General features: G+C 64.4%; 23 protein-coding genes. 9 read left to right on the plus strand and 14 right to left on the minus strand.

What is annotated here, in order from left to right; all coding sequences use genetic code 11:
- Nucleotides 1-99: 99 nt before the first annotated feature.
- Complete coding sequence (locus tag AC630_RS13230) at nt 100-768, plus strand: hypothetical protein (RefSeq protein WP_074118961.1); 669 nt, start codon at nt 100-102, stop codon at nt 766-768.
- Between the two features lie 18 nt (nt 769-786).
- Nucleotides 787-2,937, plus strand: a complete 2,151-nt coding sequence (locus tag AC630_RS13235) for an adenylate/guanylate cyclase domain-containing protein (protein WP_074118962.1) — start codon at nt 787-789, stop codon at nt 2,935-2,937.
- Nucleotides 2,938-3,554: 617 nt separating this feature from the next.
- Here the strand turns inward: AC630_RS13235 and pobA are convergent.
- Nucleotides 3,555-4,727 (minus strand): 4-hydroxybenzoate 3-monooxygenase, encoded by a 1,173-nt coding sequence (pobA, locus tag AC630_RS13240; protein ID WP_074118963.1) that lies wholly within the window; start codon nt 4,725-4,727, stop codon nt 3,555-3,557.
- Between the two features lie 50 nt (nt 4,728-4,777).
- Between pobA and AC630_RS13245 the strand changes: the two genes are divergently transcribed.
- A complete protein-coding gene (locus AC630_RS13245) occupies nt 4,778-5,683 on the plus strand; it encodes a helix-turn-helix domain-containing protein (protein WP_074118964.1) in 906 nt (301 codons plus the stop codon).
- A gap of 28 nt (nt 5,684-5,711) precedes the next feature.
- Here AC630_RS13245 and AC630_RS13250 read toward each other — a convergent pair whose 3' ends face one another.
- The 3 genes from AC630_RS13250 to pcaH all read right to left on the minus strand — a co-directional run bounded on the left by AC630_RS13250 (nt 5,712) and on the right by pcaH (nt 7,663).
- Nucleotides 5,712-6,101, minus strand: coding sequence for an SPW repeat protein (locus AC630_RS13250; RefSeq protein WP_074118965.1), 390 nt, complete (start codon nt 6,099-6,101; stop codon nt 5,712-5,714).
- Nucleotides 6,102-6,243: 142 nt separating this feature from the next.
- Nucleotides 6,244-6,870, minus strand: a complete 627-nt coding sequence (pcaG, locus tag AC630_RS13255) for a protocatechuate 3,4-dioxygenase subunit alpha (protein WP_074118966.1) — start codon at nt 6,868-6,870, stop codon at nt 6,244-6,246.
- A gap of 4 nt (nt 6,871-6,874) precedes the next feature.
- Nucleotides 6,875-7,663 (minus strand): protocatechuate 3,4-dioxygenase subunit beta, encoded by a 789-nt coding sequence (gene pcaH / locus AC630_RS13260; RefSeq protein WP_074118967.1) that lies wholly within the window; start codon nt 7,661-7,663, stop codon nt 6,875-6,877.
- Between the two features lie 103 nt (nt 7,664-7,766).
- Here pcaH and AC630_RS13265 point away from each other — a divergent pair, with 103 nt between their 5' ends.
- Both AC630_RS13265 and pncB read left to right on the plus strand, forming a co-directional pair.
- Nucleotides 7,767-8,687: a LysR family transcriptional regulator gene (locus AC630_RS13265; protein WP_074118968.1), complete on the plus strand. Its 921-nt coding sequence runs from the start codon at nt 7,767-7,769 to the stop codon at nt 8,685-8,687.
- A 171-nt stretch (nt 8,688-8,858) separates the two neighbouring features.
- Nucleotides 8,859-10,163 (plus strand): nicotinate phosphoribosyltransferase, encoded by a 1,305-nt coding sequence (gene pncB / locus AC630_RS13270; protein ID WP_074118969.1) that lies wholly within the window; start codon nt 8,859-8,861, stop codon nt 10,161-10,163.
- Between the two features lie 64 nt (nt 10,164-10,227).
- On the opposite strand, the gene AC630_RS13275 is transcribed toward pncB, so the two are convergent.
- Nucleotides 10,228-10,848 carry a TetR/AcrR family transcriptional regulator gene (locus tag AC630_RS13275; protein ID WP_083636244.1) on the minus strand — a complete coding sequence of 207 codons (621 nt, stop codon included), beginning with the start codon at nt 10,846-10,848 and terminating at the stop codon, nt 10,228-10,230.
- Between the two features lie 52 nt (nt 10,849-10,900).
- Here AC630_RS13275 and AC630_RS13280 point away from each other — a divergent pair, with 52 nt between their 5' ends.
- The 3 genes from AC630_RS13280 (at nt 10,901) to AC630_RS13290 (ending at nt 15,605) form a co-directional block, all read left to right on the plus strand.
- On the plus strand, nt 10,901-11,167 hold the full coding sequence (locus AC630_RS13280; RefSeq protein WP_074118970.1) for a hypothetical protein: 267 nt from the start codon (nt 10,901-10,903) through the stop codon (nt 11,165-11,167).
- A gap of 351 nt (nt 11,168-11,518) precedes the next feature.
- Nucleotides 11,519-14,923 (plus strand): acyl-[ACP]--phospholipid O-acyltransferase, encoded by a 3,405-nt coding sequence (locus tag AC630_RS13285; RefSeq protein WP_074118971.1) that lies wholly within the window; start codon nt 11,519-11,521, stop codon nt 14,921-14,923.
- Entirely contained in the window at nt 14,916-15,605 is a 690-nt protein-coding gene (locus AC630_RS13290; protein ID WP_074118972.1) for an alpha/beta hydrolase, read from the plus strand. Before AC630_RS13285 ends, AC630_RS13290 begins: the two co-directional genes overlap by 8 nt.
- Before the next feature lie 27 nt (nt 15,606-15,632).
- On the opposite strand, the gene AC630_RS13295 is transcribed toward AC630_RS13290, so the two are convergent.
- The 4 genes from AC630_RS13295 to tcuA all read right to left on the minus strand — a co-directional run bounded on the left by AC630_RS13295 (nt 15,633) and on the right by tcuA (nt 18,917).
- Nucleotides 15,633-16,178 (minus strand): disulfide bond formation protein B, encoded by a 546-nt coding sequence (locus AC630_RS13295; protein WP_208867008.1) that lies wholly within the window; start codon nt 16,176-16,178, stop codon nt 15,633-15,635.
- A 24-nt stretch (nt 16,179-16,202) separates the two neighbouring features.
- Entirely contained in the window at nt 16,203-16,361 is a 159-nt protein-coding gene (locus AC630_RS45405; protein WP_167561203.1) for a DUF5993 family protein, read from the minus strand.
- Nucleotides 16,362-16,432: 71 nt separating this feature from the next.
- A complete protein-coding gene (tcuB, locus tag AC630_RS13300) occupies nt 16,433-17,539 on the minus strand; it encodes a tricarballylate utilization 4Fe-4S protein TcuB (RefSeq protein ID WP_074118974.1) in 1,107 nt (368 codons plus the stop codon).
- Nucleotides 17,526-18,917 (minus strand): FAD-dependent tricarballylate dehydrogenase TcuA, encoded by a 1,392-nt coding sequence (gene tcuA / locus AC630_RS13305; protein WP_074118975.1) that lies wholly within the window; start codon nt 18,915-18,917, stop codon nt 17,526-17,528. Before tcuA ends, tcuB begins: the two co-directional genes overlap by 14 nt.
- A gap of 159 nt (nt 18,918-19,076) precedes the next feature.
- Between tcuA and AC630_RS13310 the strand changes: the two genes are divergently transcribed.
- Nucleotides 19,077-19,757, plus strand: coding sequence for a GntR family transcriptional regulator (locus AC630_RS13310; RefSeq protein ID WP_074118976.1), 681 nt, complete (start codon nt 19,077-19,079; stop codon nt 19,755-19,757).
- A 5-nt stretch (nt 19,758-19,762) separates the two neighbouring features.
- On the opposite strand, the gene AC630_RS13315 is transcribed toward AC630_RS13310, so the two are convergent.
- The 5 genes from AC630_RS13315 to AC630_RS13335 all read right to left on the minus strand — a co-directional run bounded on the left by AC630_RS13315 (nt 19,763) and on the right by AC630_RS13335 (nt 23,985).
- A complete protein-coding gene (locus tag AC630_RS13315) occupies nt 19,763-20,521 on the minus strand; it encodes an IclR family transcriptional regulator (RefSeq protein ID WP_074118977.1) in 759 nt (252 codons plus the stop codon).
- 8 nt (nt 20,522-20,529) lie between these two features.
- Nucleotides 20,530-21,411 (minus strand): NAD(P)-dependent oxidoreductase, encoded by an 882-nt coding sequence (locus AC630_RS13320; RefSeq protein WP_074118978.1) that lies wholly within the window; start codon nt 21,409-21,411, stop codon nt 20,530-20,532.
- A gap of 63 nt (nt 21,412-21,474) precedes the next feature.
- Nucleotides 21,475-22,671: an ABC transporter substrate-binding protein gene (locus tag AC630_RS13325; protein ID WP_074118979.1), complete on the minus strand. Its 1,197-nt coding sequence runs from the start codon at nt 22,669-22,671 to the stop codon at nt 21,475-21,477.
- A gap of 16 nt (nt 22,672-22,687) precedes the next feature.
- Nucleotides 22,688-23,545 carry an alpha/beta fold hydrolase gene (locus tag AC630_RS13330; RefSeq protein ID WP_074118980.1) on the minus strand — a complete coding sequence of 286 codons (858 nt, stop codon included), beginning with the start codon at nt 23,543-23,545 and terminating at the stop codon, nt 22,688-22,690.
- Complete coding sequence (locus AC630_RS13335) at nt 23,542-23,985, minus strand: hypothetical protein (RefSeq protein WP_074118981.1); 444 nt, start codon at nt 23,983-23,985, stop codon at nt 23,542-23,544. The genes AC630_RS13330 and AC630_RS13335 overlap by 4 nt, the downstream gene beginning before the upstream one ends.
- Nucleotides 23,986-24,270 lie beyond the last annotated feature (285 nt).

The raw sequence follows: 24,270 nt of genomic DNA on the forward strand, positions 1-24,270 counted from the left end.
AAGAGTGATTCTGGTCACACTTGCCTGGGCGCTCCGCTGCTACGCATCGGACCAGGACAGGGACCGGCAAAGCATCGGTCGAATTGGATGAGAATACCCATGAGAAGCCTGATCGGCGCCGTTGTCGGCGCGTTCTGTCTTGCGGCCCCCGCCCTGGCGGAGACACCGGCCGCGATCGTCGAGGACGTCCAGGGCAAGGTCGACGGCATCGCGTTCATGGACTACGTGGCGCCCGGCAAGATCATCAAGCTCGGGCCGAAGGCGAGCATCACGCTCAGCTATCTCAAATCCTGCCTGCGCGAGACCATCAGCGAAGGGTTCGTTCTGGTCGGCGCCGAGCAGAGCACCGTGCAGCTCGGCGAGGTACAGCGGGAAAAGGTGCCCTGCGACACCAATGCGGTACGGCTGTCCGAACGCGAGGCGAACCAAAGCGCCGCAACCACCTTCCGCACCATGCGGTCCGACACGAAGAGCGCGCCGTCCAAGATTCCCACGATCTATGGCGTCTCTCCGCTGGTCCAGGCCAAGAGCGGCAGCACGCTGGTCATCGAGCGCACCGACGGCAAGGAGCCCACGATCAGCGTGCCGCTCAGGAATGACATCATGATTGGCGGCAAGTTCTATGACTTTGCCAAGGCTGGGAAGTCGCTGACGCCCGGCGGCAGCTATCTCGCCATCCTCGGCGCCAAACGCTACGCCTTCCAGGTCGACGCCGGCGCCACGTCGTCGCCGACGCCGATCGTCGGCCGCCTGCTGCGGCTCGAATAGGCGGCTAGCGACGGGGCGATGCGGCGGATCGGCAGACGGGACATCGTTGCGGCGATCCTGATTGCGCTCCTTGCGGGCGCGGTCTTCACGTCTCCGCCGCTCCAGACGCTGCAAGGCCTCTCGCTCGACATCCTCACGGCGCTGCGCGGCAGGATCGTCGGCGACCGGCGCGATCCCGCCACGTCGCCGGTTGTCGTCGTGGCGATCGACGGGGAGACCTACGACGCACCGCCCTTCAAGGGATCGCCGACGCAGACCTGGACGCGCGAGATCGGCCGGGTGCTCGGGAGCATCGCCGACGGCGGCGCCAAGGTGATCGGCTTCGACGTCATTTTTCCGAGCTCGATCGAGCAGTCGGAGATTCCTTTCGGCGAGGCGCCGCTCGGCGCGCGCATGAAGGGGTTTGACCGCGATTACCTGATCGCGCTGCGGCAGATCTCCGAAAGCGGCAAGCTGGTGCTCGGCGAGATCCTGAGCAACGACCATCCGGACGCGCCGTACGCCGCGCAGCGACTGGCGGCGAAAAACAATGTCCGCGCCCTCAACGTCCACACCGACACCGACGACATCATTCGGCGGATGCCGCTGAGCTTCTCCATCGACGGCAAGCCGGTACCCGCCATGGCCGTCGAGCTCGCCGCGCGCGCGCTCGGGGGAAAGCCCGAGATTGCGCCGTCCGGTGCGACCGAATTGTCCGGCTATGCAATCCCGAGTGCGGCGCCGAACACACTCACACTCAACTTTCGAGGGTTGGGCCGCGACGTCCCGACCTTCTCTTTCGCCGATCTGCGCGCCTGCGTCGAGAAGGGCGACCGCGATTTCTTCCGCCGCGCCTTCGACGGCAAGGTCGTGCTGCTCGGCAGCATCCTCACCTTCGATGATCGCAAACTCACCTCGATGCGCTTGTCGGGCGGTTATGACGGGACGCCGGCCGCGCGATGCGCCCTGCCTGCCCCGGCACAGGCCGCGCAGAAGGCCCACAACGCAGTCGCCGGCGTCTTCGTGCATGCCACCGCCGTCCGAAATCTGATCGAGCGCGATGCCGTGACCGAGCTCGGCTTTCCGCTGCGGAGCATTCTCACGATCGTGTTCGCGGCGATCATCGCCTGCGCGGCGTGCGTGTTCGCTCCGGGTGGCGCATTGATCGCCTGGCTCGTCCTCACCGCCGCTTACGCAGCCATGGCTGTCGGCGCATTCGTACACGCCTTGGCGCTGCCACTTGCGGAGCCAGCACTCGCGAGCCTTGCCGCGCTTGCGATGATGATCGGCTACCGCTTCGTGCTCGCCGATCGTGACGAACGCTTCCTGCGCAAGAGCTTCGCCTTCTACCTCGCCCCCGAAGTCATCAACACCATGGTGGCCTCCGGCAAGATGCCGGCGCTCGGCGGCGAGATACGCAACATTACCATGTTCTTCTCCGACCTCAGCGGCTTCTCCTCCATCGCGGAGACAATGACGCCGGCCGAGCTGGTGACGCTGATGAACGAATATTTGTCCGCCATGACGGACATCATCGAAAGCCATGGCGGCTATGTCGACAAATATATCGGTGACTCCATCGTCGCGATGTTCGGGGCGCCAGCCGACGATCCCGCCCATGCGCGCAATGCCGTCCGCGCCGCGCTGAACTGCCACGAGAAGCTGGCGGAGCTCAATGCCAATAATCCCGCCTTCGCCGGCCACGGCCTGTCGCATCGCATCGGGCTCAACAGCGGTGAAGCCGTGGTCGGCAATATCGGCTCCCGCCGCCGCTTCAACTACACTGTCATGAGCGACACCGTGAACGTCGCCTCGCGGCTCGAAGGTGCCAACAAATATTACGGCACGGCGATCATGGCATCGGAAACGACGATGGCGCAGACTGGCGACACATTCGCCTGGCGCGAGCTCGATGCGATCAGGGTGCTGGGCCGCGGCGAGGCGATCAAGGTGTTCGAACCGCTGGCCGACAAGGGCGCGGAGAGCGCGGAGCAGACAAAGGTGGCCGCCGCGTATGCGGAAGGGCTGGCCTGCTGGCGAGCGCAGGAGTTCGCGAAGGCGGCTGACGCGTTCGACGGCGTAGCTAAGATAGATGCGCCATCATCTCTGTTTGCCAAACGCGCGAGGGCGCTCACCGCAAATCCACTGCCGCCGGATTGGATACCGGTCAACACGCTGGAAGGGAAGTAGCCGCTAAGCCGCGCCCAGGCCTCCCCTCTCCCCTTGTGGGAGAGGGGGGCATAGGCGGCGCTCGGCCGCCGTTCTCAGAACGCCGATGCTTCGCATCGGCTATGGTGCGGCGGCGAGACTGGTGAGAGGTCTCTGCGCCGCATGTGCAGGCGCTCGCCGAATTGAAGCGGCTGGCGCGGGGTAGCGGGCGGGAACCGCTTTTTGCCGTCGTGGCCCGGTGCGTTTTTCAACTGGCGCAAATACGCCATGACAGCTCGGGCAGGTTCGCCTGCCCAAGGTTGAAGAAACGGGCTAAGGTTGCAGCGCCATCAAGGGCTAAAAGGCCAGTTCGATGTCCCCAATCAAGCTCTTGTCGATTGGATTGATCGCGATCGCCATGCTCACAACGTCCGCCGTGGCTCGCGAGAAACGACGCGTCATAGTACGCGCGCCCTTCTATATGGGCCATTCCGCCACCGCCGGCAGGTTCTACAAGCTTCCGCTTGAACCGGATGGCCGCTGGATTTTCTGGGACGGCATTCCAATATGGTTCGGTCCGTCGGTCCGGGGCTGGCCCGGTCACATTTGCGACTGGGGCGACAATGGGCAGATATGCTGAGTCATTGCTGCCGGTCTACCTAAAACGGCAGCCCGACATAATTCTCCGCGAGAAGGCGCTGCGCGGTCTCGGACGAGAGCAGATATTCCAGCTCCGTCTGCTGAAGACGATCCTCGTAGTCGAGACGGTCGGGGAAGCGGTGCAACAGCATCGTCATCCACCACGAGAAGCGCTGCGCTTTCCAGATCCGCGCGAGCGCCTTGGCGGAGTAGCCCTTGAGGCCGGAATCGTCGCCGTTCTGATAATGCGCGAGCATGGCGTGGTAGAGATAATAGATGTCGGAGGCGGCGCTGTTCAGCCCGCGCGCACCGGTCGGCGGCACAATGTGGGCGGCATCGCCCGCGAGGAACAGGCGGCCATAGCTCATCGGCTCGGCGACGAAGCTGCGCAGGGGCGCGATGCTTTTCTCGATCGACGGTCCCGTGGTCAAGCGGCCAGCGACCTCCTCCGGCAGGCGACGCTTCAGCTCGGCCCAGAACGCATCGTCGCTCCAGTCCTCCACCTTGTCGGTCAATGGCACCTGGATGTAGTAACGGCTCAGCACTTGTGAGCGCAGAGAACAGAGCGCAAAGCCGCGCTCGTGCTTCACATAGATCAGCTCAGGCGACACCGGTTTCGTCCGCGACAGCACGCCAAGCCATCCGAACGGATAGACCTTCTCATATTCGCGCAGCACATCCTTCGGGATCGACTTGCGGCTGACGCCGTGAAAGCCGTCGGCCCCGACGATGTAATCGCAATCGACGCGGATGGTCTCGCCGCCCGAACGGTAAGTCACGTACGGCCGGTCCGACGCAAGATCGAACGGCGTCACCTCCTCGGCGTTGTGCTCAACCTTGCCGCCGAGGCGGTCGCTCGCTTCGTAAAGGTCGCGCGTCAGCTCGGTCTGGCCATAGACCAGCACCGAATTGCCGCCGGAATGCCTGTGCAGGTCGATGTGGGAGAGTACGCCGTCATGGGCGATCTCGAATCCCCCGTGGATCTCGCCCTCGCGGTCCATCCGCTCGCCGCATTGCGCCTCGCGCATCAGCTTTGCGAAGCCGTGCTCGAGCACGCCGGCGCGGATGCGGGCCAGCACGTGGTCGCGGCTGTACTTCTCCAGCACGACCGTGTCGATGCCCTTCAAGTGCAGCAGTTGGGACAGCAGCAACCCGGACGGCCCACCGCCGATGATACAGACCTGAACCTTCATTTTTACGTCCTCCCGTCGGCACTTTTTTGCAGACAAGGCGCTGCAAATCGATGGAGGGTTTCGCCTTTGTCTTGTACTATTCGAACATGAGAACCGCAGCCCCCGCCCCGGCGATCCGGGTCTACAACCTCTTCGGCGAGTCCGGCGACCTTCCCGACGTCGTGCATTGCGAGACGCTCGCGTCCCGCTCGGTGCTGCACGACTGGACCTTGGCCGTGCACCGTCATGCCCGGCTGCACCAGGTGCTGCTGATCGAGCGCGGTGGCGGTGAGGCGACGCTCGACGGGCGCGTGGTGCCCTTGAGGCCGATGCAGATCGTCAACGTGCCGGTCGGCCACGTCCACGGCTTCCGCTTCATGCCTGAGACCCTAGGCTGGGTGCTGACGATCGCCGCGGAAATCCTGGACGAGACGCTGCTCGCATCCGAAGGCCTGCGCGGCGCGCTGTCGCGCTCGGCCGTGGTGCGCGGCACGCCGCAGATCCGCGCCACCATGAAGCAGATCTTCGCCGAACACGCCGCGCGCGATTTCGGCCGCGCGCATGTGCTGCGCGCACTGTCGGCAGCGATGATCGGGCTGGTGGCCCGCGCGCTCACGAGCCAGAGCGGCGGCACTGGCACGGCCGAATCCGGCCTGTTCCGCCGCTTCGAGGTGCTGCTGGAGCAGCATCATCTGGAGCGCTGGAGTGTCGCCGACTACGCCGACGCGCTGTCGATCACGCCGACCCATCTCAACCGGGTGACGCGCGCGGCGACCGGCGATACCGCCTCGCACCTGATCCTCAACCGGCTGATCCGCGAGGCACGACGCAACCTCGTCTACACCAACCGTCCGGTCTCGACGATCGCCTACACGCTTGGCTTCGAGGATCCCGCCTATTTCAGCCGCGTCTACGCGGCCGCCACGGGACTATCGCCACGCGCCTTTCGCGCGCAGCTCCACGGCGGGGACAATTGACGCGCCCGCCGCACCGGCGCACCGGCCGCTACCGATGCGCCCTCTCCTGCCCGGATTCCATGGACATTTCGTCCGGATGCCTCTCCTCATAGTGAAGGAAGAGATCGAGCAGGGCCAACAGCACGATGAAGACGCCAAAGCCGATGCTGAGATGCATCGCCCGCGTATGCGGGAACCCGAGCAGCCAGGGGGAGGCGATGAGCCAAACGCCCATGAGGACGTTGAGCCATTCCTCCCAGTCCCGGTAAGCGATTATGGCCGCCAGCGACAGCACGACGATGATCGCGCTCGTGACCCAGAGATCGATCTTGCCCTGGCTGTTGGTCAGCCTGAACAGCCACGGTGATATGAAGAGTACAGAAGCGAGAAACAGATTGTAGACGTCAGGGACAGTTTCGGGCTTTTGCAGCCTGTTCATGACACAGCTCTCCAAGAGGATATGTCGAACGAATCGCCGGGACGCGATTTGGTTCCTCTCGGCCGGGCCTACCTCGGGTAGACTTTGGTCTCGGGTCAAGTTGCAGCCAACCCGGCTGACCGGGTTGGTTGCATCGCGACGATCAGACGTCGAAGAACACCGTCTCTTCCGGCCCCTGCAGATTGATCGTGAAGGAATACACGACCTTGCCCGCGCGCTCGCTGCGCGTAGCGATCAACGTTTTGCGACGCACTGCCGGTTCGACCAGGTTGAGCACGGGATCGGCGGCATTGGAGGCCTCTTCATCGGAGAAATAGAGCCGCGTGTTGAGACCGATGTTGATGCCGCGCGCGACGATCCAGACGTTGACGTGCGGCGCGCATTTGCGCCCCGTCTTGTCGGTGATGGCGCCCGGCTTGATGGTCTCGAAGGTGACGAGGCCGCTGTCGAAGTCGGAGCCGGCGCGGCCCCAGCCACGAAACTCCTCTTCCAGCGCACCGGCCGAGCGGTCGGCCGGATGATTGTAGCGGCCGGCGGCATTGGCCTGCCAGATTTCGAGCAGCACATCGCGCAGCGGCGAGCCGGTGCCGTCGAGCACCTTGCCTTCCAGGACGATGCGCTCGCCTTGCGAGTTTGGCGTCGCCAGCATGTTCGAGAAATTCTTCTCGAAGATGTCGAAACCGGCCATGGCCGGGATCAGGCCGATATGAACGTAGGGCCCGGCGGTCTGCGAGGCGGTTTCCTTGAGGTAGTTGAGCGGCTGCGGCATGGACTCAGTTTCCCTCGGTGCGATTTTCAAAATAGGTGGAGCGCTGGCCACGCAGCACGATGTCGAAGCGGTAGGCGAGCGAATCGAACGGCGTCGAGGCGTTGAGGTCGAGCGGCGCGACGAGGCGATCGAGCGCGTCCTTGTCCGGGATCGTCGTCAGGATCGGGCAGACCGGGATCAGGGGATCGCCCTCGAAATACATCTGCGTGATCAGTCGCTGCGCGAAGCCCGAGCCGAACACCGAGAAATGGATGTGCGCGGGACGCCAGCTGTTGACGTAATTGCGCCAGGGATAGGGGCCCGGCTTCACCGTGCGGAAATAGTAGTAGCCGGTATCGTCCGTCAGCGCGCGGCCGCAGCCGCCGAAATTCGGATCGATCGGCGCCAGATACGTGTCCTTCTTGTGCCGGTAGCGGCCGCCGGCATTGGCCTGCCAGAACTCGACCAGCGTGTTCGGCACGCCCCGGCCGGTCTCATCCAGCACGCGGCCGTGGACGATGATGCGCTCGCCGACGGGATCGCCGTCCTTGGCGTAGTTGCGGATCAGATCATTGTCGAGCGGACCGAGATCGTTGTGACCGAACACCGGCCCTGTAATCTCCGAGACTGTGTTCTCCAGCGACAGCAACGCCTGGCGCGGCGAACGCAGCACCGAGGATTTGTAGCCGGGCGCATGCGCAGGCGGATGCATGGAACGGTCGCGCTGGAAGAAGCCACCATCGCCGTGCGGCGGCGCGAATGGCTCCGGGCGGTTGAGGCGGGGATCCTGCAAGGCTGGCGCCTGGACATTCATCGGCGTTGTCTCTCCCTGGGGCGCCCGGTCCGGGCGCGCGGCTTATCGGGAGATCATGAGCCGGTCTATTCTCAAGATAAATAGATCGATTATAATATATTGCATGAAAGAAATCGATCATTTGGCCCTCGACGGCCACGCGCTCGAACTGTTCCTCGCCGTGCTGGAGGAAGGCTCGGTCACAGCAGCCGCAACGCGGCTCGGCCTGACCCAGTCCGCGGTCAGCCACGGGCTGAACAAGCTGCGACGGATCGCCGGCGATCCGCTGTTCGCAAAATCCGGCCGCGGCATCGTCGCCACCTCCCATGCGCAGGCGCTGGCCGCAAAGGCGCGCGCGCTGATCGACGAAATGCGGAGCTTTGCCGGCGGCGTCAGCTTCGAGCCCGCGCGCGCGCAGCTCTCGCTGACGATTGCCGCCAACGACTTTCAGCGCGACCTGCTGCTGCCGCGTTTCTTCGATCATCTGGCGGGACAGGTGAAGAGCCTGAACCTGCGCGTGATCCCCTCGCAGTCGCCCTCGCCTGCGATGCTGCGCGAAAACCGCTGCGATCTCCTGATCACGCCGCTGCCACCGTCCGGCGTCGACATCGTGCAGAAGCGACTGCTGAGGGACCACTACGTCTGCTACTTCGATCCCAGGGCGCGCGCCGCACCAATCGGCCGCGGCGCCTATCTCGCCGCACGCCACGTCACCGTGGTCTATACCGACAATGAGCGCCTCGACTTCGACCGGCGGCTTGCGGCCAACGGCTTCCACCGCGACATCGCAATCTCGGTGCCGAGCTTCTCCGGCGTGCCCTCATTCCTGCGCGGCTCGCAGATGCTCGCGAGCATGCCGAGCCTGCTTGCATCCGGCGTGATGCGCGGCTTCGCGCAAACGCGCATTCCACTGGCCTCGCGCACGCGCACGCTGGCCGAGCTGCCGATGTTCATGGTCTGGCACCAGCGCTACCAGAAAGACCCGGCCCATCGCTGGATCAGGAACCAGCTCGAGATCGTCGCGGCGACGGCCGCGGGCGGCTGAACAAAGATTCGGCCCCACCTGCGGCCCATCGGCCACACTGCGCGGGTGACCGCGCCGCTCCGCTGGACCAGGGAATTATCTCACCGCCGCTGACGGGGCCGACCCGCGCGGGGGCCAGCCCCTCGCCAAACCCACTGGTTGCGCCAAGGCTGGCACGCTAGAATTTCAGCCATGACAGTGACCGACATTGCGAGCCGGACCTACAATCACAGCTGGCGGCTGGATCCCATCATCCGCAGCCTGCTTGATACCGACTTTTATAAGCTATTGATGTTGCAAATGATTCGGGAATCTTACCCGAGTCAGCAGGTGACCTTCTCGGTCATCAACCGGTCACGCCATGTGCGGCTCGCCGAGATCATCGACGAGGGTGAGCTGCGCGCCCAGCTCGACCATGCCCGCACCATCCGCTTCACCAAGAAGGAGCTGATCTGGCTTGCCGGTAACACGTTCTACGGCAAGACCCACATGTTCTCGGCGGACTTCATCCGCTGGCTGGCCGAATTCCGCTTGCCCGAATACGAGCTGCGCAAGGTCGAGGGCCAGTACGAGCTGCATTTCCATGGGCCCTGGACCCACACCACGATGTGGGAGATTCCGGCGCTCGCGATCCTCAACGAGCTGCGCTCGCGCGCGGCCATCAAGGGCCGCGGCCGCTTCGAGCTCGACGTGCTCTATGCCCGGGCCAAGGCCAAGCTGTGGACCAAGGTCGAGCGGCTGCGCAAGCTCGAAAATTTGCGCCTCTCCGACTTCGGCACCCGGCGTCGCCACGGTTTCCTCTGGCAGCGCTGGTGCGTCGAGGCCGTGAAGGAAGGCCTGGGCCCGTCCTTCATCGGCACGTCCAATGTGCTGCTCGCGATGGACAATGATCTCGAAGCCATCGGCACCAACGCGCATGAGCTGCCGATGGTCGCGGCAGCTCTCGCCAAGGACGACGAGGAATTGCGCTGGGCGCCCTATCGCATTCTGGACCAGTGGCGCCAGACCTATGGCGGCAATCTCCTGGTCGCGCTGCCCGATGCCTTCGGCACCAAAGCCTTCCTGCGCGACGCGCCGGAATGGGTCGCCGACTGGACCGGCTTCCGCCCCGACAGCGCGCCGCCGATCCAGGCCGGCGAGGAGATCGTCGCCTGGTGGCGGAAGAAGGGTCGTAACCCCAAGGACAAGCTGCTGGTCTTTTCCGACGCGATGGACGTCGGCTCGATCGAGGAGACCTATCACCACTTCGCCGGGCGCGTCCGGCTCTCCTTCGGCTGGGGCACCAACCTCACCAACGACTTCGTCGGCTGCACGCCCGACGGCTCGTTCAACCTCGATCCGATCTCGCTGGTCTGCAAGGTGTCGTCGGTCGATGGACGTCCCGCCGTCAAACTCTCCGACAATCCGGAGAAGGCGACCGGCCTTCCCTCCGAGATCGATCGTTACCTGCGCGTGTTCGGCGACGCCGGCCGCGTGCGCCAACCGGTATTGGTCTAGCACCAGACCGGACTTTCTCCATGGCGTGAGTTGCGCGCGAACGTGCACAAGCTGCGCGCCGCTGTCACCGGACGGGCAGAATCCCGAGGCCAGCGAGATGCGCGTCGAGAAATTGGTCGACCTGCTGGCGCAGCATCTGTGGCGGCACGGCCACCATGCGCTCTTCGAGGCCGAGCGAGATGATCCCGTGCACCGCGGAGAACAGAGTGCGCGACAGAAGCGCGATCTTCACGTCATCCGCCTTCGGCAATAGCCGCACCAGGGGCGGATACATCAGCGCGAAGGCGTCCATCACCATCTGCAGGATGTCGTCCGGATAAGGACGGTCGTCCTCCATCCGGTGCTCGAACAGCGAACGCAGCAGATTGGCGTGCTCGGCAAAGAATGCGAGATAGGTCTCGGCAAGCCCGTAGAGCTGGCGAACGGGATCCTCGCTCGGAACTCCGGCAAGCCGCAACGTGAGCGCCTGAACGGTCTCCCGATTAACGGTCAGGATCACCCCGTCGAAGTCGCCGAACTCGTTATAGACGCTGCCGACCGAACAGCCGGCGGCCTCGGCAACGTCCCGAACCTTCAATGATCTCAATCCTTTAGTTGCAATTATGGCGCGGGCGATCTCCAGGATCTGGAGCCGTCGCCTAATTTTTTTCTGGTCGCGCAGCGATTCATCTTGAACATTGTTCATTTTCAAGCTACTCATATTGAACATTGTTCAAACTAACTCGGAGACCTGCAAAATGCAAACCCTCGCTGTTGATATTGCCACCACCTTTGTCGATGACGCCGCGGCTCTTGTGACCGGCCTTGGCCGGGCCGCCCTGAGGCTGGCGATGGCGCCGATCGATCGCATTGCGAATGCCTGCGACATTGCCGGCGTGCTCACTGAGCGCCGCGCGACCTTCCGGATGTGGCGGGCCAGCCGCGCCCGTGCCCGTCACGAAGGCCGCAGGTCCGGCTTGCTCGGCCGCCTCTCGCCCTTTCGCCACCTCTCCCATCTCACCTGAGACGACCACACCCGGCACGGTCGGGTCGGCCCGAATGCAAGAAGCGGTTGCAACAAAGGACTCATCATGTCCCCACATTCGCGTCCGATGCTGTGTCTCTCTGCGATGCGGTTCAGCTTTTCGTCACCGCCCGGCGCGATATCCCGATCAGCGCGGCCCTTCCCGAGTCTGGCCGTGACCAGAAATCTGCGAACCTAACGAGATCGGTTGGAGACCAACAGGATCGGAGGCCCGGAGGGGACAGAGCAGGCGGCCGTCGCCAACCTGCAATCATCCGTCTCTACCTTACGGTCGTGACGCCTCACCGACAATAAAACAACCTCAGGCTGCCTTACCAAAACAGGACTAGTCATGATCAGGGAATTGATGTCGTCACGCCGTTTCGCGCCGCTGTTCTGGGCGCAATTCTTCTCGGCGCTCAATGACAACGTGCTCAAGAACGCTCTCGTCATCATTCTGCTTTACAGCGCGGCAACCGGCCACGGTGATGCCCTGGTGACTGTCGCCGGCGCCGTCTTCATCTTCCCCTATTTCATCCTGTCCGGGCTCGGCGGCCAGCTCGCCGACAAATACGTCAAGTCCGTCGTCGCAAGGCGGCTCAAATTCGCAGAGATCTTCGCCGCCGGCTTTGCTGCGACCGGCTTCTTTCTGCACTCGGTGCCCTTGCTGTTCGCAGCGCTCGCGCTGTTCGGCATCATCGCCGCCCTGTTCGGCCCCGTGAAATACTCCATGCTGCCGGATCAGCTCGAGCTCGGAGAGCTCGCGACCGGCAACGCGCTGGTCGAAGGCGCCACCTTCATGGCCATCCTCCTCGGCACCGTCGCGGGCGGCCAGTTCGTGGCCGGGTCCGCGCATATGGGCTGGGTCGCATCGGCCGTGGTCGTGCTGGCCCTGCTGTCCTGGGCCTTCGCCTCCCGCATCCCGGCGACCACGCCGTCTGCGCCTGATCTGCCCGTCACCACTAATCCCTGGACCTCGACGCTCGATCTGTTGAAGACGCTCTACGCGGACCGGCGGCTATGGGACGGCACCGTGATCGTCTCCTGGTTCTGGCTGGTCGGCGCCATCGTGCTGTCGCTGCTGCCGGCGCTGGTCAAGGAGGTCGTCGGCGGCACCGAAGGCGTGGTCACGCTGTGTCTGGCGATCTTCGCGATCGGCATTGCCATCGGTTCGCTGTTCGCCGCCAGCCTGAGCCACGTTCGCCCGAACCTTGCGCTGGTGCCGATCGGCGCCATCATGATGGGATTGGCCGGCATCGACCTCGCCTGGGCCATCAGCGTGACCACGAGGGGGCATGAGATCACCTCGGTCGACTTCGCAAGGTCATTCGCAGGCCTGCGCATGCTGATCGACTTTGTCGCATTCGCTGTCGGCGGCGGCTTGTTCGTCGTTCCGTCCTTCGCCGCCGTCCAGGCCTGGTCGGCACCGACCGAGCGCGCCCGCATCATCGCCGCCGGCAACGTGTTGCAGGCCGCCTTCATGGTGGTCGGTTCGCTGTTCGTCGCGCTGTTGCAGGCGGGCGGATTGCATGTCGGCTGGATCTTCTTCGGCCTCGGCGTCGCCAGCTTCGGCGTGGTGTGGTTCGTGCTGACGAAGTGGGGCAAGGAAGGCGTACGCGATTTCGGCGCGCTGCTGTTCCGCGCACTGTTCCGCACCGAGGTTCGCGGGCTCGAGAACCTGCCGCCTCCCGGCACGCGCATGCTGATCGCGCCGAACCATGTCAGCCTGATCGACGGCCCGCTGCTGCATGCCGTGCTGCCGATCGACGCAAGCTTCGCAGTGGATACCGGCATCTCCAAGGCCTGGTGGGCCAAGCCGTTCCTGCGCGTGGTCAAGCACTACACCATGGACCCCACCAAGCCGATGGCTGCGCGCGACCTGATCAAGCTCGTCGCCGCCGGCGAGCCGGTGGTGATCTTCCCCGAGGGCCGCATCACCGTCTCCGGCTCGCTGATGAAGGTCTATGACGGAACCGCGATGATCGCGGACAAGGCCGACGCCGTGGTCGTGCCGGTTCGCATCGAAGGCGCACAGCGCTCGCGTCTCAGCTATCTCGACAGTAGCCAGATCAAGCGCTCGTGGTTTCCGCGGGTGACGGTCACGATCCTGCCACCGGTCAAGCTTCCGATCGATGAACAGCTGAAAGGCAAGGCGCGCCGCAACGCCGCCGGCAGCGCGCTGCAGGATGTGATGATCGACGCCCTGGTGAAGAACGCCATGCTCGACCAGACGCTGTTCGAGGCGCTCGGACACGCCTATCGCGACCGCGACACCGGCAAGGTCATCGTCGAGGACGCGCTCGGCACCAAGCTGACCTATCGCAAGCTGATCCTCGGCGCGCAGGTGCTGAGCCGAAAGCTTGAAGCGGGCACTTCGGCCGGCGAGAATGTCGGCGTCCTGCTGCCGAACTCCGCAGGCGTCGCCGTCGTCTTCATGGCACTGCAAAACATCGGCCGGGTTCCGGCGATGCTCAACTTCTCGGCCGGCCCGGTCAACGTCCTCGCCGCCATGAAGGCCGCGCAGGTCAAGACCGTGCTGACGTCGAAGGCCTTCATCGAGAAGGGCAAGCTCGACAAGCTGATGGCGGCGATCTCCACTGAAGCCCGCGTCATCTATCTAGAGGATGTTCGCGCCTCGATCGGTACGGCCGACAAGATCAAGGGCCTGCTCGCCGGCACGGCGCCGCGTGTCTCTCGCCAAGCGAACGATCCGGCCGTCGTGCTGTTCACGTCGGGCTCGGAAGGCACGCCCAAGGGCGTAGTGCTGTCCCACCGCAACATCCTCGCCAACGCGGCGCAAGCGCTGGCACGGGTCGATGCCAACGCCAATGACAAAGTGTTCAACGTACTGCCGGTGTTCCACTCCTTCGGGCTGACCGGCGGAATGATGATGCCGATGCTCGCGGGCATTCCGATCTATATGTACCCCTCGCCGCTGCACTACCGGATCGTGCCCGAACTGATCTACCAGACCGGCGCCACGATCTTGTTCGGCACCGACACGTTCCTCACCGGCTATGCACGCTCGGCGCACGCCTACGACTTCCGCACCCTGCGCCTGGTGATCGCCGGCGCCGAGGCGGTCAAGGACCGGACGCGGCAGGTGTTCATGGAGCGCTACGGCATCCGCATCCTCGAAGGCTATGGCGTCACCGAGACGGCGCCGGTGTTGGCGATGAACACGCCGATGGCCAACCGCCCCGGCACCGTCGGCCGCCTCTCGCCGCTGATGGAAAGCCGACTTGATCCGGTCCCCGGCATCGAGGAAGGCGGACGCCTCTCGGTGCGCGGACCGAACGTGATGCTCGGCTATTTGCGAGCCGAAAATCCCGGCGTGCTCGAAGCACTCGCCGAAGGCTGGCACGATACCGGCGATATCGTGGCGATCGACTCTGCCGGCTTCATCACCATCAAGGGCCGCGCCAAGCGCTTTGCCAAGATCGCGGGCGAGATGGTCTCACTGTCGGCGGTCGAGATCATCGCGACGACGCTGTGGCCGCAGGCCGCGTCGGTTGCCGTGTCGATCCCGGACCAGCGTAAGGGCGAGCGCATCGTGCTGCTGACGACCGAAAAGACCGCCGAACGCGGCGCGATGCAGGCCGAGGCCAAGGCGATCGGCGCGTCCGAGCTGACCGTCCCCGCGACGATCATGGTGGTCGACAAGGTGCCGCTGCTCGGCACCGGCAAGACTGACTACGTCACCGCAACTTCTTTAGCCCGCGAGCAGGCGTCGGCACCGGAGCGCGAATTTGCGTGACGCGCAGACCAGAGCTTTTGCACCCGCGCATGCGCGGTGCGACGGCGTGGTGCTGCTCCACGGCATCGGAGTCGGCCCCTGGTCGCTGAAGAAGCTCGAGCGAGCGCTGCAGTGCCGCGGTTTCGCGACGCTCAATCTCAACTACCCCAGCCGCAGGAAGCCGCTCGAGGCGCTTGCAGAGGAAATTCACGCGCCGGTCGCCGCATTTGCGGAGCAATGCGACGGCTCGATCCACTTCGTCGCCCATTCCATGGGCGGGCTGCTCGCGCGAGTTTACATCGCAAGATACCGGCCGTCGCGGCTCGGCCGCGTCGTGATGCTTGGCACGCCCAATGGTGGCAGCGAGGTCGCCGATCTCCTGAAGCACCTTTCGATCTACCGCGCCGTTTTTGGCCCGGCCGGCCTGCAGCTTTCGACCGCCCAGGCCCCGGTGCTCGCCGCCCTGCCGCGGCCCGATTATGCGATCGGCGTCATCGCGGGATGCCGCACCATTGCTCCGATCGCCTCGGCCTTTGTCCTGCCGCGGCCCAATGACGGACGAGTTTCAGTCGCGAGCTCGAAACTGATCGACATGGCCGACCACATCGTCGTCAAGGCGTCCCATACCGGACTGCCGCGTCACCCTGCCGCAATCGAGCAGACGATCGCGTTCCTGCACGACGGCCGCTTCAGGTCGACGTGACTCTTGCCGCCGTCGCGCACGCCCTTATCACTTGAGCAGGAGATAGCGGACCGGGTTGTCGTCGCATTGGCCCGCTCCACATTCCAGCACGGTGGACAGGAGATTTGCGGCAATAAAACATGCGAAGATCGCGAATACCGCGTTCGACGCCGGTCCGCTCATGGGCGAGTCCAGGGCGCCCCGCTTGCCGATCACGTCCTTCCGGACGAAGACAAGCGCGACATAGCACACGACGCCGACGGCCGCGATGAGCGCCCAGGTGTAGAAAAACAGCGTCGAGCCGTATCCGGGATCTCCAGGCGCGAGATGCAGCGACACCTGCCGGATCGAGATGAAGCCGGTGACGAGGCTCGCCACGATAATCATCGCATAGTGCGAGGGCCGCTCCCCGATGCGCATGTTGAACAGGAAGCCCAGGCAGATCGCGACGAACCCGGCCCGCTGCAGCAGGCAAAGCGGACAGGGCAGCTCACCAAGCGCAAGCTGATAGTAGAAAGCGACCGCCAGGACAGACGAGAACCCGAGCAGCCCAAGCATATTCAGTATCGCGCTGAACGATCGTGGTTCGCTCATCTTCGTCGTGTCCATGTTTTGCGGTCAGAACGAAAATTTCAGCGGATCGGTCGCGTGGTGGAAGAACCATGCGACCGTGACAACGATTGTTGCGCTCCAGAGCACGTAGCCCAGTCTCGCGCGCGAACGCCAGACGCAGCCGCAGCTCGCGAGCGCCAGCAGGAAAGGCAGAAACATGTACATGCGCCGGCTCCTCGAGCGATTCGCTCTCCGCGCGAGCAGGGCGCAAGACATACGTCAGCCCAGCACGCCCCTCAAGAGCCGGCTTCGCTGCGTCGCTCCTGCGCATAGCGTACCAAGGCCGTAAAGCGATAGATGCCGTGCACGAACTTTCCATAGGGCATGGTGATGAACAGCGCGAACACCACGCCGAGATGCAGCGCCAGCAGCGGCCCCATCGCAGCAGTCTCGCGCAGGAGCAGAAGCAGCATTCCCGTGAGGCCGGTCAGGAACAGCATGGCGATGAAGCCGACATCCATGCCGTAGCGCTGCTCGTCGAGCAGCTCCGGCGCCCGGCGCGATTTCGCGACGAACAGGCCGATCGGACCGACGATGAGGCCGATGCCGCCGAGCGTGCCGAGCACGACAGGCAAATCCCACCACGGATATGGCGCCTCGCGTCCCCCGGGGTAATGATACAGCGTAGCGACGGAGGTCGCAGCAAAGCACAGCAGGAAGCCGTAGAAGGTCAGGTGATGGAAAAGCTTGCGCCGGTCGGTCGGCTTGTCGTCCTCGTTGTAGCAGCCGACGCCGCCGCCGTGGAGATAGCGCAGCTCACCCGCGTCGCGGATCGCCTGGAGGATCGAGCCGCCGTCGGCGCGGCCGCCGATCGGCGCGCCGATGTCGCGCCAGAAGGCGCGCACGCTCATGACCAGCGCGAGGATCGCGTAAAGGAAGGCGGCGCTGAACAAAGCGGCCATCGCATTGTGCGGCATCAGCTTGTAGAACGCGCCGGGACCGGTGTGCGCGCCGAACAGCACGCTATGGTCGACCAGGGCGGCAAAACCGAAGATGAAGGCCGCCATGCTGAGCGCGGCGATGATGCTGATGACGAGGCCGTTGCGTGCGAAGGTGCCGGACAGTGCCTGCGGCCAGGCATAGGCCGCATAAGACTCCGCACGCGCGACAGCGAGCGTCTTGGGAACATTGACGTTGAATTCGTGCGGCGGCGAAAACTGGCAATCGACGTAGCAGGCGCCGCACGAATGACAGAGATTGGCGAGATAGTTGAGGTCGCCATCCGAGAAAGCGCGCCGCATCTCCATCGCCGGAAATACCGCGCACAATCCCTCGCAATAACGGCAGGAATTGCAGACCGTCATCAGACGGTCGGCTTCGTCCAGAATGCTAGTTCCGTGCATGCTTCGCCGCTTCCCGTCCTGCGATCCGCCCGAACACGCTGCCGATGGTCATGCCCATGCCGGCGGCATAGCCCTTGCCGAGCACATTGCCCGCCATGATCTCGCCGGCCGCGAACATGTTGCCCGACGGCTTGCCGTCGGCCATCAGCATCCGCGCCTCCTTGTTCACGCGCGTGCCGAGATAGGTAAAGGTAATGCCGGGCCGCACCGGATAGGCGAGATAAGGCGGCGTCTCGATCCGTCGCGCCCAGTGCGTCTTTTGCGGCGTGATGCCTTCGGTGCGGCAGTCGTCCAGAATGGTGTGGTCGAACGTGCCGGGCCGCACCGCGGCATTGAACTCGGCGATGGTCTTTTCCAGCGCCGCCGGATCGAGCTCCAGCTTGCCGGCGAGCTCGGCCACCGTCTGTCCGGCGATCGGCGGGAACAGCGTCGGCATGAAGCTCGTGACGACGGTTGAATCGAAGATGATGTAGGCGATCTGGTCGGGCTGCGCCGCAACCAGACGGCCCCAGATCGCGTAACGCTTCGGCCAGATGTCCTCGCCCTCGTCGTAGAAGCGCTGCGCATGCTTGTTGACGACGATGCCGAACACGACGGAGTCGTGGCGGGTGATGATGCCGCCGTCGAACTTCGGCGCGCGGGCGTCGATCGCGACCGCGTGACACTGGGTGGGATCGCCGACCTCCTGCACGCCCTTGTCGAGCAGCATCTTCAGGATCGAGCCGCGATTATAGGGTGTGCCGCGGATCAGGAAATTGTCGGCGGCTTCGCCCCAATATTGCTTGAGCCATTCGATGTTGGCCTCGAACCCGCCGGCCGCGGCGACCAGCGACGTCGCGCTGATCTCGGCCTCGCCCTTGATCGGCCGCTTGACGCGGGCGGCGAGAAACATGCCGTCCTCGATCACGAGATCGGTGACCTCGGCGTCGTATTCGACGTCGACGCCAAGCCGCTCGGCGGTGAGATAAAGCGCGTTGAGCATCGCGCGACCGCCGCCGAGGAAGAAGGAGTTGGTGCGACCGAGGCTCAGCGTGCCGCCAAGCGACGGCTGCCAGCGCACGCCCTGCTCCACGATCCAGTTCAGGATGTCCTTGGACTCGCGGATCATGTGACGGGCGAGCATTTCGTCAGTCTGCCCACCGGTCACGCGCAGCAGGTCCTCCCAGAACTCGTCCTCGGTGTAGGGGCCCGTGAGGATCTCCGTTGCCGCGTCGTGGGCGCAGCGCATGTTGCGGGTGTGGCGGGTATTACCGCCCCGATAGAATTTCGGCGCGCCTTCGAGCACGAGCACCGAGGCGCCGCCCCGGCGGGCGCTGATCGCGGCGCACAGCGCCGCATTGCCGCCGCCGATCACCAGCACATCGTATTTACTGCTCATGCCGTCTGCCCGGTACGACGAAGTTGGAAACATTCTGCCCGCCGGCGGCCTCGGTCAATCCGGTCCGCTATTGCGTACGTTTGTATACAAAGATATACAGATGGAGGGCAAGCGGCATCTCTGCATGGGCAGGATGCGCTTGACGGCCCACGAGGAAGCATGGCCAGACGCCCGGCAAAGGCAGACGGATCGATTGTGCGCGGCGCTGGCGTGGCGCTGGGCGAAGCCGTATTCCGCTCGCTCTGCGAGGCGCTTCAGGCCGGCAGCTACCGTGCCGGCGACCGCCTGCGCGAGGAAGAGGTCGCTCAGCGGCTGAAGGTCAGCCGCACACCGGTCCGGGAGGCGCTCGGCCGGCTCGCGGCGCGCGGCTTTGTCGAGCCCGCCGGCGGCCGCGGTGTGATTGTGCGCAACCTCGACATTTCCGAGGTGCTCGAGCTTTACGCCATGCGCGAGATCATGGAAGGCGCGGCTGCGCGCCTCGCCGCCGAACACGCCTCTGCGCCCGAGGTCGACGCACTCAGGGATATCGAGCAGGCTCTTGAGGCTTCCGAGACCGACGCCGCCGAGATGGCCCGGCTCAACCGCGCCTTCCACGAGGCCATCTGCCGCGCCGCGCGCAACCGCTATCTCGACAACGCCTCCCGCGAATTGCAGGACTGGATCGCCCTGCTCGGCCCGACCACCTTCACCGTGACGGGCCGCCCCTCGACCAGCCACGGCGAGCATCAGGCCATCATCGACGCCATCGCCGCGCGCGACGGCAGCAAGGCCGAACAGCTTGCGCGCGCACACATTCGCGAAGCGCTGCGCTGCCGGCTCAAGCTGCTGCAGAAGCAGTAGGCGGCTTATCTCCTCGCCCGACGCGCAGGACGCGCATCTGCATCGGCCGCGGCAGTCAGAGCACTGTCGAGCAGCTCGGTCGGGCCGCCCAGCGCGCGTGTCAGGCGGATGGCGGCCTTCAGCAGCAGCGACGTCATCGTCTTGATGTTGTCCCGCGTGAAGCGCGGCTTCGGCCCCGAAAGCGACAGCGCGCCAACGCATTTGCCGCCGGGGCCGAACACGGGACAGGCGAGCCCGGCGCAATCCGGATCGCGTTCACCGAACGACACCGAGATGCATTCATCACGGATCTCGTCAAAGGCCTGGCCCTTCTCGCCGTCAAAAGCCAGAATGATCCGACCGGCCGCGCCGCGATCGAGCGGCAACAGCATGCCGGCCTCGACCCGGTCGAGCGTCGAATGCTGGGAATCGACGCGGAAGACGCAGAGCCTGCGCTTTTCGTCATGCCGGACATGGAACGACGGGCTTTCGGCGCCGTCGGCTACAAGCTGCCGCAGCAGCGGCATCACGCGGTCATGCAGATCGTTGCTGCGCTGGTAGACGGCGCCCAGCCGGAACGGCGTCGGCCCGAGATGATAGCGGCCGTCGGCAAGCTGCAGGAGATAGCCGAACTCCTGGAGCGATGTCATCAACCGCAACAGAGTGCTCTTGTACATGCCGGTGCGCCGGGCAAGCTCGGCCAGCGTCATCGGCTCCGGCGCATCCTCGAAGGCCGCAAGGATGGTCAAAGCACGGTCAACGGCGGCGACACCGGGCGAAGGCATGTGGTCTCCTATTGGGGGAATCCGGAGGGATCGATGAGCTTTGCGATCACCGGAAAGTACGCATCGCCCATGCCCTTGTCGATCGTCTCCTGGAAGATCGTGCGCATCAGAGCCGCGCCTCGCAAGTTCAGCCCGGCCTCACCCGCGAGTTCCAGCGCGTAGGTCAGATCCTTCATCGCGTATTCGGTCGAGAAGGCGCGCAGCGGAAAATCCTTGGCGATGATCGCCTTCATGCCGTGGTTGCGCAGGGCAAAACTGTCCGCCGAGCCCTTCGACAGCGTCTCCAGCAACAGCTTCGGCTCGATGCCGCTATGCTTGGCGATAGCGACGGCTTCCGCGAGCGCATTGACCGTCTCGAACAGCACCATGTTGTTGAGGATTTTTGTCACCTGCCCCGCTCCGCTGCCGCCGCATAGAGTCACATCGGTCGCGAAATGCCGGATCAGCGGCTCGACCTTCGAAAACTGCTCCGGTGTTGCGCCGACCATGACGCTGAGCGTGCCGTCCTGTGCCGCCTGACGGGTGCGGGCGATCGGCGCATCGATCCAGAGCGCGCCCTTGTCCGCGAGTTGCTTGGCGAAAGACCGTGTCAAGCTGACATCGGAGGTGCCAAGATCTATCACGGTCTGGCCGCTCCTGATCTCCGGCAAAATGCCTGAGAACACCGACATCACATGCTTGGCGCTGGGCAAGCACAGGAAGATGGTTTCGCTGCCGCCGACCACATCGCCGACCGACTTCGCCGCAGTCGCACCGTCGGCCACGATCCTGGCCAGCGGCTCCGCGGCGAGATCGAATGCAAGCACCGTTCGCCCGTTCTTGCGCAGGAGGTTGCGGCAGATCGGCTCGCCCATGACGCCGAGACCGATGAACCCGATCAAACCAGACATTCCGTAGTCTCCTCGAAAAATGCTGCGACCGGACGGGCGCGAATGCCCGCCCGGTCGACCCGATCACTTGACCAGCGGACAACCGCCTTCGCTCATCGGCCGGAAGACCTCATCACCCGGCTTGGAGCTGACGACCCGGTAGTCGTCGTACTTGTACTTGGACTCCTCCGGCTTCTTCACCTGCACGAGATACATGGCGTGCAGGACCCGGCCATCGGGCCGGATCGCGACATCCTTGTTGTACATGTCGTTGACCTTCATCTCGTGCATCTTGGCGGCGACGGCGGTCGCATCCGTCGTACCAGCGGCCTTCACGGCGGCGAGATAGTGATGGACGCCGCTATAGACGCCGGCCTGCACCATGCTCGCGACCTTGCCGTCCATCAGCGCAGCATAGCGCTTCGACCACGCCCGCGTCTCCTCGTTGAGGTCCCAATAGAACGAGGTCGTTACCTGCAAGCCCTGGGTCACTTTCAGCCCGAGCGCATTGACGTCGGTGATGAAGACGAGGAGCCCGGCGAGCTTCTGGCCGCCCTCGACGATGCCGAACTCGCCGGCCTGCTTGATCGCGGTCTGAACGTCCGCGCCTGATGTCGCGAGCCCGACGACGTCGGCCTTCGAGCCCTGCGCCTGCAACAGGAACGAGGCGAAATCGGAGGAACCGAGCGGATGCGCGGCCGAGCCGATCACCTTTCCGCCGGCCGCCTCGATGAACTTCGTGGCGTCACGCTGGAGCGCATGGCCGAACGCGTAGTCGGCTGTGACGAAATACCAGGTCTTGCCGCCGGCACGCGTGATCGCGTCGCTCGTGAGCTTCGACAGCGCATAGGTGTCGTAGTTGAAGTGGAAGCTGACCGGCGAGCAGGACTTTCCGGTGAAGTCGGACGAGCCGGGCCCCGAGACAACGAAGATCTTGTTCTTCTGCTTGGCGACCTCGAGGATAGCAAAGCCGGCGGACGACGCCGCGCCGTCCGCGATCATGTCGACGCCCTCATTGTCGAACCATTTGCGCGCGGTGGCCGAGGCGATATCGGGCTTGTTCTGGTGATCGGCCGAGATGATCTCGATCTTCTTGCCGAGGAGCTCATTGCCGAAATCCTCTGCCGCAAGCTTTGCCGCAGCGACCGAGCCGCGCCCGCCATTGTCGGCAAACACGCCGGACTGGTCGTTGAGCACACCGATCCTGATGACATTGTCGGCCGCAAACGCGGCACCCGCTTGTGCGGCCACAACGGCCGCCACCATCCAACGAAACTTCATAAGATACGCCTCCCGTTTACGAACTCTGCTTTTCGAGGATGTCTTGCAGCACCGGCGCGATGTAGCGGCGGAACTGTTCTGGGTTTTCACTCATCGGAAAATGGCCGAGCCGCTCCATGACGGTGGCCTTCACGCCGGGGATGCCGGCTGCGGTGCGTAACGTGTCCTCCGGCGTGCAGGAGAAATCGTACTCACCGGTCAGGAGGTAGAGCGGGCAATCGCGCACATCGATGCTGCCGGTGCGCCCGCGCAGATCGCCGTCGACGCGGTAGAAATAAAGGTCGCCCTTGAAGATGCCGGGGCCGCCCTGCTTGTAGCCCCACAGCGTCTCGTTGCGAGCGGCCTCGGGGCCATCAGGCGCGATCAAGCCGGACACCAGCGCGGCGCAGACCTCGCCACCATGCACGTCGGACCGGTTCAGCCAGGTGGTGTCGTACCAGGGCTGCTGGAAGTCGGCGGACTCGAGCCCGATCAGCGCGCGAAACTCGCGGGCATGTTCAATGGCGAGATTGAGCACGATCCGCCCACCGATTGAGCAACCCATCACCACTGGCCGCTCCAGCTTCAGCGCATTGCAGAGCGCGCGGATGGTCGTGGTGTAGCTTGCGGTGGTCAGCCGGTATTCGCTGCCATATTGGCTGTCAGGCGGGTTCGACTTGCCGTGCCAGGGCATGTCGAAGGCGATGACGCGGAAATTCTTGGTGAACTCCTCGTCAACCAGCAGATGACGCCACTGCCGCGCGTCGGAGCCTGCGGTGTGCAGGCAGACCAGCGGAATGCCGGTGCCGTTCTCTTCGAAATAGATCCGGTTGATCTCGCCATCAATCTCGACATGGACGTAGCACCCGACGATTGGTTCGATGAAGCCGCTCATGACGCGCCTCCAAAACCGTTCTGCCGCGGCAAGGCCAGCAGATCCTTGAAATATTGGAGATGCGCCATGAAGGGATGCAGATCGCCTTCGAGCGTCGCCTGTCCGCGCTTGGTGAGCGCCAGAAGATCATGCCAGCCTGCCGGCGGCATCGCCTGCCAATAAGCGGCAAACGCAGCGGGCGTCGCGCGATAGGCGAACCGCCAGGAGCGCATCAGAACCGGCGCCGGCGTCATATCCACGATCTGCCCGGCGCGGATGGCGACGTGAAACGGCTGCGTGCTCGGCCCGAGCAGGCAGTCAACGTCGAGCCAGCGGCCGCGCGCGGTCAGCGCCGCATCGCGCGCCAGCAAGCCGGGAATCGCCTTGAAAGCCGCGATGACGGCATCATGCGCGAACGGCACCGGTGGATCAGTGGTTTGGCGGACGCGTTCGGACTCCATCGTTTCGTCCCTCGATTTGAATTGTTCTATCCAACAGAACATTATTCTATTTCTACCCCAGTTCTATACAAGGCTCGCGTGAGAACTCAAGTGCGCCCATATGTCATGTGGAGCTGGATCCTTCTCGGTCAGCACGGCGGAGCAATAGACGATGTCGCCGGCTAAGCCGGCGCAGGAGAAGCTATTCCGATAGACGACGCCGTCGCCGTCGACAGGACCGCAGCAGCGCCGGCAAGCACGCCGTGCAGCCTGTGACAGCGAGATGAGGCGTCATATAGGCAAAGC

The organism is Bradyrhizobium sp. AS23.2 (assembly GCF_001908185.1).
Classification (GTDB): domain Bacteria; phylum Pseudomonadota; class Alphaproteobacteria; order Rhizobiales; family Xanthobacteraceae; genus Bradyrhizobium.

Excerpts from the sequence above, each read along its gene's own strand:
- AC630_RS13230 (WP_074118961.1), top strand. The coding sequence starts at position 100 with ATGAGAAGCCTGATCGGCGCCGTTGTCGGCGCGTTCTGTCTTGCGGCC.
- AC630_RS45405 (WP_167561203.1), bottom strand. The coding sequence starts at position 16,361 with ATGTACATGTTTCTGCCTTTCCTGCTGGCGCTCGCGAGCTGCGGCTGC.
- AC630_RS13265 (WP_074118968.1), top strand. The coding sequence starts at position 7,767 with ATGAAAGAAATCGATCATTTGGCCCTCGACGGCCACGCGCTCGAACTG.
- AC630_RS13245 (WP_074118964.1), top strand. The coding sequence starts at position 4,778 with ATGGAGGGTTTCGCCTTTGTCTTGTACTATTCGAACATGAGAACCGCA.
- pcaG (WP_074118966.1), bottom strand. The coding sequence starts at position 6,870 with ATGCCGCAGCCGCTCAACTACCTCAAGGAAACCGCCTCGCAGACCGCC.
- AC630_RS13295 (WP_208867008.1), bottom strand. The coding sequence starts at position 16,178 with ATGAGCGAACCACGATCGTTCAGCGCGATACTGAATATGCTTGGGCTG.
- AC630_RS13330 (WP_074118980.1), bottom strand. The coding sequence starts at position 23,545 with ATGAGCGGCTTCATCGAACCAATCGTCGGGTGCTACGTCCATGTCGAG.
- AC630_RS13315 (WP_074118977.1), bottom strand. The coding sequence starts at position 20,521 with ATGCCTTCGCCCGGTGTCGCCGCCGTTGACCGTGCTTTGACCATCCTT.
- tcuB (WP_074118974.1), bottom strand. The coding sequence starts at position 17,539 with ATGCACGGAACTAGCATTCTGGACGAAGCCGACCGTCTGATGACGGTC.
- AC630_RS13335 (WP_074118981.1), bottom strand. The coding sequence starts at position 23,985 with ATGGAGTCCGAACGCGTCCGCCAAACCACTGATCCACCGGTGCCGTTC.
- tcuA (WP_074118975.1), bottom strand. The coding sequence starts at position 18,917 with ATGAGCAGTAAATACGATGTGCTGGTGATCGGCGGCGGCAATGCGGCG.
- AC630_RS13285 (WP_074118971.1), top strand. The coding sequence starts at position 11,519 with ATGATCAGGGAATTGATGTCGTCACGCCGTTTCGCGCCGCTGTTCTGG.
- pcaH (WP_074118967.1), bottom strand. The coding sequence starts at position 7,663 with ATGAATGTCCAGGCGCCAGCCTTGCAGGATCCCCGCCTCAACCGCCCG.
- AC630_RS13320 (WP_074118978.1), bottom strand. The coding sequence starts at position 21,411 with ATGTCTGGTTTGATCGGGTTCATCGGTCTCGGCGTCATGGGCGAGCCG.
- AC630_RS13235 (WP_074118962.1), top strand. The coding sequence starts at position 787 with ATGCGGCGGATCGGCAGACGGGACATCGTTGCGGCGATCCTGATTGCG.
- pncB (WP_074118969.1), top strand. The coding sequence starts at position 8,859 with ATGACAGTGACCGACATTGCGAGCCGGACCTACAATCACAGCTGGCGG.
- AC630_RS13280 (WP_074118970.1), top strand. The coding sequence starts at position 10,901 with ATGCAAACCCTCGCTGTTGATATTGCCACCACCTTTGTCGATGACGCC.
- AC630_RS13310 (WP_074118976.1), top strand. The coding sequence starts at position 19,077 with ATGGCCAGACGCCCGGCAAAGGCAGACGGATCGATTGTGCGCGGCGCT.
- AC630_RS13275 (WP_083636244.1), bottom strand. The coding sequence starts at position 10,848 with ATGAACAATGTTCAAGATGAATCGCTGCGCGACCAGAAAAAAATTAGG.
- AC630_RS13250 (WP_074118965.1), bottom strand. The coding sequence starts at position 6,101 with ATGAACAGGCTGCAAAAGCCCGAAACTGTCCCTGACGTCTACAATCTG.
- AC630_RS13325 (WP_074118979.1), bottom strand. The coding sequence starts at position 22,671 with ATGAAGTTTCGTTGGATGGTGGCGGCCGTTGTGGCCGCACAAGCGGGT.
- pobA (WP_074118963.1), bottom strand. The coding sequence starts at position 4,727 with ATGAAGGTTCAGGTCTGTATCATCGGCGGTGGGCCGTCCGGGTTGCTG.